The sequence below is a fragment of the Brevundimonas denitrificans genome (assembly GCF_030160755.1).
Classification (GTDB): Bacteria; Pseudomonadota; Alphaproteobacteria; order Caulobacterales; family Caulobacteraceae; genus Brevundimonas; species Brevundimonas denitrificans.
The window spans coordinates 30,306-42,497 of record NZ_BSOY01000004.1 but is presented as its reverse complement, the minus strand read 5'-3'; the positions used below and the strand labels follow the sequence as shown (position 1 = coordinate 42,497).

At 66.4% G+C, this 12,192-nt stretch carries 15 protein-coding genes; all 15 read right to left on the bottom strand.

Translation table 11 applies throughout. The features are described 5' to 3' along the window. Positions 1-10: 10 nt before the first annotated feature. Entirely contained in the window at positions 11-2,095 is a 2,085-nt protein-coding gene (nuoL, locus tag QQJ79_RS01915) for an NADH-quinone oxidoreductase subunit L (RefSeq protein WP_284220531.1), read from the bottom strand. A gap of 2 nt (positions 2,096-2,097) precedes the next feature. Continuing rightward, a complete protein-coding gene (nuoK, locus tag QQJ79_RS01910) occupies positions 2,098-2,406 on the bottom strand; it encodes an NADH-quinone oxidoreductase subunit NuoK (RefSeq protein ID WP_055829307.1) in 309 nt (102 codons plus the stop codon). After that, positions 2,406-3,032 carry an NADH-quinone oxidoreductase subunit J gene (locus QQJ79_RS01905; protein ID WP_284220526.1) on the bottom strand — a complete coding sequence of 209 codons (627 nt, stop codon included), beginning with the start codon at positions 3,030-3,032 and terminating at the stop codon, positions 2,406-2,408. Before QQJ79_RS01905 ends, nuoK begins: the two co-directional genes overlap by 1 nt. Positions 3,033-3,106: 74 nt before the next feature. Further along, complete coding sequence (gene nuoI / locus QQJ79_RS01900; protein ID WP_284220521.1) at positions 3,107-3,598, bottom strand: NADH-quinone oxidoreductase subunit NuoI; 492 nt, start codon at positions 3,596-3,598, stop codon at positions 3,107-3,109. Continuing rightward, positions 3,598-3,807 (bottom strand): hypothetical protein, encoded by a 210-nt coding sequence (locus tag QQJ79_RS01895; RefSeq protein ID WP_284220520.1) that lies wholly within the window; start codon positions 3,805-3,807, stop codon positions 3,598-3,600. Before QQJ79_RS01895 ends, nuoI begins: the two co-directional genes overlap by 1 nt. After that, complete coding sequence (nuoH, locus tag QQJ79_RS01890) at positions 3,804-4,868, bottom strand: NADH-quinone oxidoreductase subunit NuoH (RefSeq protein ID WP_284220518.1); 1,065 nt, start codon at positions 4,866-4,868, stop codon at positions 3,804-3,806. Before nuoH ends, QQJ79_RS01895 begins: the two co-directional genes overlap by 4 nt. A 6-nt stretch (positions 4,869-4,874) precedes the next feature. Beyond that, entirely contained in the window at positions 4,875-6,920 is a 2,046-nt protein-coding gene (nuoG, locus tag QQJ79_RS01885) for an NADH-quinone oxidoreductase subunit NuoG (RefSeq protein WP_284220516.1), read from the bottom strand. Between the two features lie 36 nt (positions 6,921-6,956). Then, entirely contained in the window at positions 6,957-7,412 is a 456-nt protein-coding gene (locus QQJ79_RS01880; RefSeq protein ID WP_284220515.1) for a TM2 domain-containing protein, read from the bottom strand. Then, positions 7,412-7,888: a hypothetical protein gene (locus QQJ79_RS01875; protein ID WP_284220513.1), complete on the bottom strand. Its 477-nt coding sequence runs from the start codon at positions 7,886-7,888 to the stop codon at positions 7,412-7,414. The genes QQJ79_RS01880 and QQJ79_RS01875 overlap by 1 nt, the downstream gene beginning before the upstream one ends. 2 nt (positions 7,889-7,890) lie before the next feature. Next, on the bottom strand, positions 7,891-9,204 hold the full coding sequence (gene nuoF, locus QQJ79_RS01870; RefSeq protein ID WP_284220512.1) for an NADH-quinone oxidoreductase subunit NuoF: 1,314 nt from the start codon (positions 9,202-9,204) through the stop codon (positions 7,891-7,893). A 3-nt stretch (positions 9,205-9,207) separates the two neighbouring features. Then, a complete protein-coding gene (locus QQJ79_RS01865; RefSeq protein ID WP_284220509.1) occupies positions 9,208-9,474 on the bottom strand; it encodes a hypothetical protein in 267 nt (88 codons plus the stop codon). Beyond that, positions 9,471-10,133 (bottom strand): NADH-quinone oxidoreductase subunit NuoE, encoded by a 663-nt coding sequence (gene nuoE / locus QQJ79_RS01860; protein WP_284220507.1) that lies wholly within the window; start codon positions 10,131-10,133, stop codon positions 9,471-9,473. Before nuoE ends, QQJ79_RS01865 begins: the two co-directional genes overlap by 4 nt. Next, entirely contained in the window at positions 10,130-10,531 is a 402-nt protein-coding gene (locus QQJ79_RS01855; protein WP_284220505.1) for a hypothetical protein, read from the bottom strand. Before QQJ79_RS01855 ends, nuoE begins: the two co-directional genes overlap by 4 nt. Continuing rightward, entirely contained in the window at positions 10,528-11,787 is a 1,260-nt protein-coding gene (locus QQJ79_RS01850) for an NADH-quinone oxidoreductase subunit D (protein ID WP_284220503.1), read from the bottom strand. The genes QQJ79_RS01855 and QQJ79_RS01850 overlap by 4 nt, the downstream gene beginning before the upstream one ends. Further along, on the bottom strand, positions 11,780-12,190 hold the full coding sequence (locus QQJ79_RS01845; protein WP_284220502.1) for a hypothetical protein: 411 nt from the start codon (positions 12,188-12,190) through the stop codon (positions 11,780-11,782). Before QQJ79_RS01845 ends, QQJ79_RS01850 begins: the two co-directional genes overlap by 8 nt. Between the last annotated feature and the right edge of the window lie 2 nt (positions 12,191-12,192).

Below are 12,192 nucleotides of genomic sequence, written 5' to 3'. Positions count from 1 at the left end.
TGGGGCAAGATCAGGCTCCCCACGCATAGATGGCGAAGGCGAGGAAGCCGGCCAGGCCGAGCAACATCACGAAGGCGTAGAAATAGACATAGCCGGACTGGAAGCGGCTCAGGCCGCCCGCGAATTTCCGCGACAGCCAGGCCATGCCGTTGGGCCCGCCGCCGTCGATGATCTTCACGTCGCCGACCTTCCAGAACAGGTCACCGACCGCCCGCGCGCCCTTCACGAACACGAACTCATACAGCTCGTCGAAATACCATTTGTTGTAGAGGAAGGCGTGAACGACGCCGCCCCTGTCGGCCATCCGGCGCGCCATGCCCTCCTTGAGGACATAGAGCCAGAAGGCGGCGAAGGTGCCGATCAGCGTCAGGATCAGCGGCGACCACTTGACCCAGGTCGGGACGGCGTGGCTGTCGTGCAGGACGTGGTTGGCCTCGGCCACGAAGATCGCGCCGCGCCAGAAGCCGTGCTCGTGGTCGCCGATGAACCAGGGCGCGAAGACGAAGCCCGCGGCTATGGCTCCGACCGACAGCAGCAGCAGCGGAACCAGCATCACCAGCGGGCTCTCATGCGGCTTCAGCGGGCCGTGGTGGGCATGGTCGTCATGCGCATGGCCGTCGTCGGCCAGCGGCTCGTCATGCGTTTCCAGATGGGCGTGCGAGGCGTGGTCGTCATGCGCGTGATCGTCGTGATGCGCGTCCTTCCACACCGGCTTGTTGTGGAAGGTCATGAACACCAGCCGCCATGAATAGTAGGCGGTCAGGCCAGCGGCGAGGATGCCGACGAAGAAGGCGAACAGCCCCATGGCCGAATGGCCGTTGGTGAACGAGGCGAAGGCGCTCTCGATGATCGAGTCCTTCGAATAGAAGCCCGCCAGACCGCCGACGCCGGGAATGCCCAGGCCGGTGATGGCGATGGTGCCGATGGTCATGACCGCATAGGTGACCGGCAGCAGCTTCCACAGCCCGCCCATCTTCCGCATGTCCTGCTCGTGGTGCATGCCGTGGATCACCGAGCCGGCGCCGAGGAACAGCAGGGCCTTGAAGAAGGCGTGGGTGAACAGGTGGAACATGGCGGCCTGATAGGCGCCGACGCCCGCCGCGAAGAACATGTAGCCGAGCTGCGAACAGGTCGAATAGGCGATGACCCGCTTGATGTCGTTCTGGGCCAGACCGACCGTCGCCGCGAACAGGGCCGTGACCGCGCCGGTCAGGGCGATGATGGCCGAGGCGACCGGGGCGTATTCATAGATCGGCGACAGCAGGCAGACCATGTAGACGCCGGCGGTGACCATAGTCGCCGCGTGGATAAGGGCCGACACAGGCGTCGGGCCCTCCATGGCGTCGGGCAGCCAGGTGTGCAGGAAGAACTGGGCCGACTTGCCCATGGCGCCGACGAACAGCAGGGCGCCCGCGAGATCGAGCGCCGACCAGGTGTGGCCGAGGAAGTCCCAGCCCGTGCCGGCCCTGGCGGCGATCATCGGGAACAGTTCGGCGAACTGGATCGTGCCGAACATCCAGAACACCGTCAGGATGCCCAGGGCGAAGCCGAAGTCGCCGACCCGGTTGACCACGAAGGCCTTGATGGCGGCGGCGCTGGCGGTGGACTTCTTGTACCAGAATCCGATCAGCAGATAGGACGCCAGACCCACCCCTTCCCAGCCGAAGAACAGCTGCATGAAGTCGGCGGCGGTGACCAGCGCCAGCATGGCGAAGGTGAACAGCGAGAGATAGGCGAAGAAGCGCGGCTTGTCGGGATCCTCGGCCATATACCCCCAGGAATAGAGGTGGACGAGCGAGGACACGCTGGTGACCACGACCAGCATGACCGCCGACAGGGCGTCGATGCGGATCGACCAGACCGACTGGAAATCGCCGACGTTGATGAAGGGGAACAGCTCGACCGTGAAGGCCTCGAGCCCGCCCCAGGTCCATTGGCTGAACACGATCCACGCCACGGCGCAGGAGAAGAACAGCAGGCCGGTCGTGATCGATTTGGACACCAGGTCGCCGAGCCGCCGGCCGCTCAGGCCGACGATGGCCGCGCCGAGCAGGGGGGCGAAGACGCCGAGGGTGACGAGAAGCACGAGATCCACGGTCAGCCCTTCATCACGGAGGCGTCGTCAACCGCGATGTCGCCGCGGTTGCGGAAGAAGGTCACCAGAATGGCCAGGCCGACGGCGGCTTCGGCCGCGGCGACGGTCAGGACGAACATGGCCATGATCTGCCCCTGCACGTCGTTGAGATAGGCCGAGAAGGCGACGAAATTGATGTTGACGGCCAGCAGGATCAGCTCGATCGACATCAGGATGATGATGACGTTCTTGCGGTTCACGAAGATGCCGAAGACGCCGATGGTGAACAGGATGGCGGCGACCGCCAGATAGTGCTGCAGGGTGATTTCCATCAGACCAGATCCTCGGGAGTCACGCCGGCGCCGGTGGTCACGGACTTGACCTCCATGGCCGTCTTCGCGTCGCGGCCGACCTGGCGGGCGACGTTCTGGCGCTTGATGTTGGGCTTGTGGCGCAGGGTCAGGACGATGGCCCCGATCATGGCGATCAGCAGCACGATCCCGGCCGCCTGGAAGATGTAGACATAGTCCGTGTACAGAACACGCCCGATGGCCTCGACATTGGACATGTCCGCCGTGGCCGCGACCGGTCCGGCCGCGTCGGCGGCGGCGCCGCCGCTGACCACGGCCAGGGAGATCATGATCATCTCGGCCAGCAGGATGCCGGCGACAATGGCCGCCAGCGGCAGATAGCGGGCATAGCCCTCGCGCAGGCGCACGAAGTCGACGTCCAGCATCATCACCACGAACAGGAACAGCACCGCGACGGCGCCGACGTAGACGACCACCAGCAGCATCGCCAGGAACTCCGCGCCCAGCAGGACGAACAGCCCCGCCGACGAGAAGAAGGCCAGGATCAGCCACAGCACGCTGTGCACGGGGTTCTTCGCCGTGACGACCATCAGGCCGCCCAGCACGGCCACCGTGGCCAGCAGATAGAAGGCAATGCCTTGCAACATCGGAGGCCTCGGCCCCTTTCGGTTAGTGGAGGACGATCCCCTTCGGAATCGCCGTCCTGTTCAGCGTCTGCGCCTTAACGGTAAGGCGCGTCGAGTTCCAGATTCTTCGCGATCAGTCGTTCCCAGCGGTCGCCGTTGGCGAGCAGCCGGTCCTTGTCGTAGAGCAGCTCTTCCCGCGTCTCGACGGTGAATTCCGAGTTCGGGCCTTCGACGATCGCGTCCACCGGGCAGGCTTCCGCGCACAGTCCGCAGTAGATGCATTTGACCATGTCGATGTCGTAGCGGGTCGTGCGGCGGCTGCCGTCGGCGCGCGGTTCGGCCTCGATGGTGATGGCCTGGGCCGGGCAGATGGCCTCGCACAGCTTGCAGGCGATGCAGCGTTCCTCGCCGTTCGCATAGCGGCGCAGGGCGTGCTCGCCCCGGAAGCGCGGCGACTGCGGATTGCGCTCGAACGGATAGTTCACCGTGGCCTTGGGACGGGCCATGTATTTCAGCGACAGGCCGATCGCGCCGACGGCGTCGATCAGAAGCGCGCCCTTCGCGGCCTGGACGAGACGGTTGAACATTACTGGCTGGCTCCGGTGCGCGCGCACTCGCGGGCGTAACGCTCGCTCTGTTGGTCCATGGTTTCGCAGCGGCGCAGGCGCTCGGCCTCCTGCCGCTCGATACGTTCCTGCCGCTGCTGCCACTGATACGGCGAGACGGGCTCGGGCTCGTAAGGCGCGCAGGCCGACAGTGTCGCGGCAGCCAGCAGGAGGGTCAGGGTCCGGCTCATGAACCCACCGCGAACACGCGCCAGGCGGCGACTACGACGACGCAGACGAGCGAGGTCGGCAGGAAGATCTTCCAGCCCAGACGCATCAGCTGGTCATAGCGGTAGCGGGGCACGAAGGCCTTCACGAGGGCGATCATGCAGAACCAGAACACGGTCTTGCCGAAGAAGGTGACCAGATAGATCGCCTGCTCCAGCCAGCCCGGCAGGGCGTCCAGCCAGTCCTGCGGCACGCCCGGATTCCACCCGCCGAAGAACAGCAGGGTGATCATGGCGCACATGAAGACGATGTTGGCGTATTCGCCGATCATGAAGAGCAGGTAGGGCGTCGAGCTGTATTCGACCTGATAGCCGGCCACGAGCTCGGACTCCGCTTCGGGCAGGTCGAACGGCGGGCGGTTGGTCTCGGCCAGGGCCGAGACGAAGAAGATGATGGCCATCGGGAACATCACCGCGATGGTCGGCCAGGTCCCGGCCCCGCCGCCGAAAGCGAACCAGTTCCAGAACATGCCCTGCTGCTGGGTCACGATCGAGGTCAGGTTCATCGACCCGGCCAGCAGGATGACGTTGATGATCACCAGACCGATGGAGACCTCATAGGACACCATCTGCGCAGCCGACCGCAGCGAGCCGAGGAACGGATACTTCGAGTTCGAAGCCCAGCCGCCCATGATGATGCCGTACACGCCCAGCGAACTGATCGCGAAGATGTACAGGATGCCGACATTGAGGTCGGAGATGACCCAGCCCGGCGCGAACGGAATGGCCGCCCAGGCGATAAAGGCGAGGATGAAGGTCAGCAACGGCGCCAGCAGGAAGACCACCTTGTCGGCCCCGGCCGGCACGATGATTTCCTTCAGCACGAACTTGAAGAAGTCAGCGAACGACTGCAGCAGGCCGAACGGCCCGACGACGTTCGGGCCCTTGCGCATCTGCACGCCGGCCCAGATCTTCCGGTCGGCCAGCAGCAGGAAGGCCAGCGAGATCAGGATGCCGACGGTGACGAGCAGGATGCCGCCGGCGGTGGCGAGGGTCCAGCCGAGAGGAGTGGTCCAGAAGTCCATCGCGCCTTACTCCGCCGCCATCGCGACCGGGGCGATCCGCAGGGCGGACAGCTCGGCCATGGTCACGCTGGCGCGCGTGATCGGGTTGTTCAGATAGGGGTTGCGCACGGACGACACGAAGCTGGCGTCGCCCAGATCGCCCTTCCTGCCCAGCGAACCGACATCGAACGACGCCGGCGCCGGCAGGTAGTCGATCCGTCCAAACGTCGGATGGTCCGCCATCAGTTTCGAACGCAGGGCGTCAAGCGTGTCGTACGGCAGGGTGTGGCCGACCATGGCCGACAGGGCGCGCAGCACAGCCCAGTCTTCCTTGGCCTGTCCCTTGGGGAAGACGACCCGTTCGGCCATCTGCACGCGACCCTCGGTATTGACGTACAGGCCCGACTTCTCGGTGTAGGCCGCGCCCGGCAGGATCACGTCCGCGCCGTGCGCCCCGCGGTCGCCGTGGCTGCCCAGATAGACGCGGAAGGCGCCGGACTTCGACAGGTCGATCTCGTCGGCGCCGAGCAGGAACAGCACATCCAGCGCGCCCTTGGCCGCCATCTCGGCCGCCGTCTTGCCGCCCTCGCCCGGGACGAAGCCCATGTCGAGACCGGCTACCCGCGACGCCGCGCTGTGCAGCACGTTGAAACCGTTCCAGCCATCCGCGACCACGCCGACCTTCTTCGCCAGCGCGCCGAGCGCGTTCAGCACGGCCGCGCCATCGGAGCCCGACACGGCGCCCGCGCCGACGATGATCGCCGGCCGCTCGGCCTTGGTCAGGAAGTCCATAGCCGCCTTGGGCAGCTTGGCCAGGGTCTTCGAGCCGGCGCCGAGCCAGCTGTAGTCATAGGTCAGGTCGGCCTGTTCGCCGATCAGGCCGATCTCGGTCTTGCCGGCCAGCCAGGCCTTGCGCAGGCGGGTGTTCAGCAACGGCGCCTCGGTGCGCGGATTGGCGCCCACGATCAGCACGGCGTCGGCGTTCTCGACGCCCGCGAGGCCCGAGTTGAACAGCCAGCCCTCACGCGGGCCGTAACCCAGCGCAGAGCCGTCCTGACGGCAGTCGGTATTGGCCGATCCCAGCGCCCGGAACAGGTCCAGCGCCGCCTTCATCGATTCCGCGTCCTGGAGGTCGCCGGCGATGACGCCGATCCGGTCCGCAGCCGCGGCGTTCAGTTTCGCCGCCACAATGCCGAGGGCCTCGTCCCACGACGCCGCGCGCAGCTTGCCGTTCTCGCGCACATACGGCTTGTCCAGCCGCTGGCGCTGCAGGCCGTCGACGGCGTAGCGGCTGATGTCGGACAGCCACTCCTCGTTGATGCCCTCGTTCACGCGCGGCAGGATGCGCATCACCTCGGCGCCCTTGGCGTCGGCGCGAATGTTCGATCCCAGCGCGTCCATGACGTCGATGGTCTCGGTCTTCTTCAGCTCCCACGGACGATAGTGGTACTGCCACGGCCGGTGGGTCAGTGCGCCGACGGGGCACAGGTCGTTGACATTGCCCGACAGCTCGCTGTCGACCGCCTTCTCCAGATAGGTGGTGATCTCGGCGTCCTCGCCGCGCGAGATCATGCCGATGTCCGGCACGCCCGCCACCTCCGTCACGAACCGCACGCAGCGGGTGCACTGGATGCACCGCGTCATGAAGGTCTTGATGGTCGGACCCATGTTCTTTTCTTCGACCGCGCGCTTGTTCTCCGCATAGCGGGAACCGTCGCGGCCATAGCCCATGGCCTGGTCCTGCAGGTCGCACTCGCCGCCCTGGTCGCAGATCGGGCAGTCCAGCGGGTGGTTGATGAGCAGGAACTCCATCACCCCTTCGCGGGCCTTCTTGACCATCGGCGTGTCGGTGAAGATCTCCTGCCCCTCGGCGGCCGGCAGGGCGCACGAAGCCTGCGGCTTCGGCGGTCCGGGCTTCACCTCGACCAGGCACATGCGGCAGTTGCCGGCGATCGACAGCCGCTCATGATAGCAGAAGCGCGGAATCTCCTGTCCGGCGCGTTCGGCGACCTGGAGCACGGTCATCCCGGGCTCGAACTCGACCTCTACGCCGTTGACTTTCGCGATGGGCATTCGCCGCGACCTCTGCGTTTCTCTAAGCGAACCGGATCAGAACCAGGACTTGTTCCCCGCGACATAGTCGCGGTGGAAGTCGCCGTCGGTCTTGAGCAGGTAGATGATGAATTCGATGAAGGCGATCAGATAGACGAGCGCCGGAACGAAGCCGAAGGTGATCCAGCCGACCGTACCGCCCAGCAGCATCAGCACCCCGGCCGTCGTCTTGCCGAGATAGAATTTGTGGATGCCGATCCCGCCGAGAACGAAGGCCAGCAAGGCGGCCACGATCCGGTTCTTGTCGCCCGACAGGTTCAGCGGCGCGCCGCCGATGATGTAGATGTTGGCGGCTGTGCCGTTCGCGATCTCGAAATCGACCGTCGAGCCCGGAAACGCCTCGCGCGCTCCGCCCATCAGGCCGCCGCGCGTGAAGGTGTAGCGCACGCCGTCGTCGCCGCTGATCAGGCCGGAACCGGTGTAGTCGTCGTAACTGAGGACCTTGCCGCGCATCAGCCCTGCCCCTGAACGTCTGCAACCGCACCGCTGTCAGGCAGGGTCTGGGTGATCGTCACCCGCTCGCCGTCGAGCACGAAGCGCGTCACCGGATCGCCGGCCTGGTTCATCCAGCGGTCGTCTATGGGGCTGGTGCGATCCGCGGGTTTCCAGACGACCAGATCGCCGTCGACCCGGCACTGGGCCCGCCGGCGTCCGCCGTCGACCGGAGCCCGCCAGGAGACGTTTACGATGGGGCCGTTCAGCGCGTCGATCGTGATCGACTCCTCGTCCTGCCCGTGAATGGCCGCCAGTCCGGCGCGGCAGACGCGGCGCAGATCGGCGTCGGTCAGGGCGACGGGCGTGGCCGGGGGCGCGGAGGCGGCGGGCGCCACCGGCGCGGCGTCTGCCGAAGTCGGCGCAGCCTTCTCGGCCCGCTCACCGCAGGCGGCGAGGGTCAGAGCGGTTACGACGATGACGGCGGCGGCGCGCATCCCTACTCCGCCGCGATCGCATGGCCGGCGAAATTCGCGCGGCGGCTGCGGTAGGAGGAAATCCGCTCCTCGATCTCGTGCCGGAAATGCCGGATCAGGCCCTGAACGGGCCAGGCGGCGGCGTCGCCGAGGGCGCAGATGGTGTGACCCTCGATCTGGGTCGAGACCTCCAGCAGCAGGTCGATCTCGGAAGGGTCGGCCTCGCCGACGGCCATCCGCTCAAGCACCCGCCACATCCAGCCCGTGCCCTCGCGGCACGGCGTGCACTGGCCGCAGCTCTCATGCTTGTAGAAATAGCTGATGCGGGCGATGGCGCGGACCAGGTCGGTCGACTGGTCCATGACGATCACCGCCGCCGTGCCGAGGCCCGAGCGCATTTCGCGCAAGGAGTCGAAATCCATCAGCGCGGTCTCGGACATCTCGCGCGTGATCAACGGCACCGACGAGCCGCCCGGTATGATGGCCTTCAGATTGTCCCAGCCGCCGCGCACGCCGCCGCAATGGTCTTCCAGCAGCTGACGCAGCGGGATCGACATCGCCTCCTCGACATTGCACGGCCGGTTCACATGGCCGCTGATGGACATGATCTTGGTGCCGGTGTTGTTCGGCCGGCCGAAGCCCGCGAACCACTCGGCCCCGCGGCGCAGGATGGTGCCCACCACCGCGATCGACTCGACGTTGTTCACCGTCGTCGGACAGCCGTACAGACCGGCGCCCGCCGGGAACGGCGGCTTCAGCCGCGGCTGGCCCTTCTTGCCCTCCAGCGACTCCAGCAGAGCCGTCTCCTCGCCGCAGATATAGGCCCCGGCGCCGTGGTGGATGTAGACGTCGAAATCCCAGCCATGGACGTTGTTCTTGCCGATCAGCTTCGCCTCATAGGCCTGCTTGACCGCCGCCTCCATGCGCTCGCGTTCCAGCACATATTCGCCGCGCAGATAGATGTAGCAGGCGTGCGCCTGCATCGCGAAGCTGGCGATCAGGCAGCCTTCGATCAGCAGCTGCGGATCATGGCGCATGATCTCCCGGTCCTTGCAGGTCCCGGGTTCGGATTCGTCGGCGTTGACGACCAGATAGTGCGGCCGGTCCTTCACCTCCTTCGGCATGAAGGACCATTTCAGCCCCGTGCCGAAGCCCGCGCCGCCGCGTCCGCGCAGGCCCGAGTTCTTGACGTTGGCGATGATCCAGTCGCGCCCGAGGTCGAGCATGTCCCTGGTCGCGTTCCACGCGCCGCGCGACTTCGCCCCCTCCAGCGTCCAGTCGTGGAAGCCGTAGAGGTTGGTGAAGATGCGGTCCTTGTCTTCGAGGATGCCGACCATGGTTCAGTTCGTCTCCCGCATGCGTTGGCGGTGATAGCGGGTGCGCAGGAAGATGGCGGCGAGCATCAGGGCCCAGCCCAGGGCCAGCGCCGCATAGCCGCCCCACTGCACCATCGGCCCTGCGCCGCCGGCGTAGCCCGCGGCCCAGACGGCGATCGCCCCGCCGACGACCAGGGCGAATCCGGCCAGACGCTGGCTGCGCCCGACAAGCCGCAGCTCCGAGCGATAGGCCGCGACCTTGGCGTCGTCGGTCAGATCAGGCCGGGTCATGCCGTCACCGGATCGGAGTTCGGCAGCTTCTTGATCTTCTTCGCGGCCGAGCCGTCATAGAGTTTCGGATCGGTCAGGGTCAGCGCCCCGCCTTCCGGCTCCGAACTGGTGCGGCCGATGCGGCTGCCCGGCTTCGGCTTCTTGCCGGCGGCGAAGTCGTCGATGATCTGCGCCATGCTGTCGGCGGTCAGGTCCTCGAAATAGTAGTCGTTGATCTGGGCCATCGGCGCATTGGCGCAGGCGCCGAGGCATTCGACCTCCTGCCATGTGAAGCGGCCGTCGGCGCTCAACACGTCCTTGGGACCGATCTTCTTCTTGCAGACATCCATCAGCTCGCCCGCGCCGCGCAGCATGCAGGGCGTGGTGCCGCAGACCTGGATCAGGGCGGCCGAGCCGACCGGCTCCAGCATGAACATCGTGTAGAAGGTCGCGACCTCCAGCACCCGGATGTAGGGCATGCCCAGCAGCTCGGCGATGGCGCGCAGCGCCGGCTCCGGGCACCAGCCCTCCTGTTTCTGCACCAGCCACAGGATCGGGATCACCGCCGACTGGCGACGGTCGGCCGGATATTTGGCGATCCACCAATCACATTTTGCCTTCGTCGCCTTCGAAAAGGCGAACGAGGCCGGCTGTACCTTGGCGAGACGACGCACGCTCATTGTTGCTTACCCATCCAGCGGCCCAGGCGCTCGCTCCACACGGCGCGGCCGGCATTTCCCAGATCACGCGACAGCCACGACATCGGCGGCAGAAAGCGTACGGCCATCTGGCCCGCGAAGATCGCGCCGCTCATCCAGACGAGCGAACGCAGATTGGCCTCCCAGAAGCCGCGCCCCTCTTCCAGATAGCCAAGACGGTACGCGCCGCGCACGAACGTCACGCCCGCCAGCCCCGGGGCCGCGACCACGGCGCTGGCCACGGCGAATTTCATCCCGCCCATGATCGCGCGCCGCTTCGGTGAGAACACCACCTGCAAGACGAGAGCGAAGGTCAGCAGGCCGGCGAAGGCGATCGCCTGCATCTGGGTGAAAATCGGATCGACGACGAAGCCGCTCATCGGTCCACCTCGCCGAACACGATGTCGAGCGAGCCGAGGATGGCGCTCACATCGGCCAGCATGTGGCCGCGATTCATCCAGTCCATGGCCTGCAGCGAGCGGAAGCCCGGCGCCGAAATCTTGACCCGATAGGGTTTGTTGGTGCCGTCCGAGACCAGATAGATGCCGAACTCCCCCTTGGGCGCCTCGACCGACGCATAGACTTCGCCCTCGGGCGTGCGGAAGCCCTCGGTGTAGAGTTTGAAGTGGTGGATGAGCGCTTCCATCGACCGCTTCATCTCACCGCGCCGCGGCGGGACGATCTTGTTGTTCTCGGTCATCACCGGCTCGCCGGGGCAGTTGCGCAGCTTGTGGATGCACTGCTCCATGATGTGCACCGACTGCTTCATCTCCTCGATGCGGCAGAGATAGCGGTCCCAGCAGTCGCCGTTCTTGCCGACGGCGATGTCGAACTCGAGGTCGGCGTAGCATTCGTAGGGCTGCGACTTGCGCAGGTCCCACGGAATGTCCGAGCCGCGCAGCATCACGCCGGTGAAGCCCCAGTCCAGCGCCTGCTGTTTCGACACCACGCCGATGTCGACGTTGCGCTGTTTGAAGATGCGGTTCTCCGTGACGAGGGACTCGATGTCCTTCAGCGCCGCCGGGAACTCGCGGCACCAGCGGCCGATGTCGTCGATCAGGTCATTGGGCAGGTCCTGATGGACGCCGCCGGGCCGGAAATAGTTGGCGTGCAGACGGGCGCCCGAGGCGCGCTCGTAGAACACCATCAGCTTCTCGCGTTCCTCGAAGCCCCACAGCGGCGGCGTCAGGGCGCCGACGTCCATGGCCTGGGTGGTCACGTTCAGCAGGTGCGAGAGGATGCGGCCGATCTCGGAATACAGCACCCGGATCAGCTGGGCCCGGTATGGCACGTCCACGCCCAGCAGCTTTTCGATGGCCAGGCAGAAGGCGTGCTCCTGGTTCATCGGCGCGACATAGTCGAGGCGATCCAGATAGGGCACGTTCTGGAGGTAGGTGCGGGCCTCCATCAGCTTTTCGGTGCCGCGGTGCAGCAGGCCGATGTGCGGGTCGACGCGCGTCACCAGCTCGCCGTCCAGCTCCAGCACCAGACGCAGCACGCCGTGCGCGGCCGGATGTTGCGGGCCGAAATTGATCGTGAACTTCCGGTCGTCCAGCGCCCGGGCGTGGTCGGTCAGGCCGTCGTCGAAGATGTCTGTGGCGCCGATCGGCGTCGTGGGGGCGTGGCCGTCAGCCATCAACGGAATCCTCGTCGTGCAAACGACCCTTGCGGGTCAGCGCCACCAGCCAGCCGAGCGCCAGCGTCAGCACGCCCATGCCCGAGACCGCGGCGGTCGAAAGCTCCCAGTTGCCGGTCAGCACCGCCAGCGCCAAGGGCGTCGACAGCAGCACCGCCGAAGCGCCCAGCAGCGCGCTCTGCAGCTCGCCGGCCGACAGGCGACGGATGCCCGCCCCGACCGCCAGACAGACCACGGCGACCATGATGGCCACGCCCAGCGACTGCAGCTGCGCCGGCTCCACCTCGGGCGCCCGCGTGAACCAGCCGGTCAGCCGCGCGCCGAGCGTGAACAGGAAGGCCGTCGAAAACGTCACCAGAAAGAAGGACGACGCTGAACGGATGGCCGCGCGATTCATCTTCATGG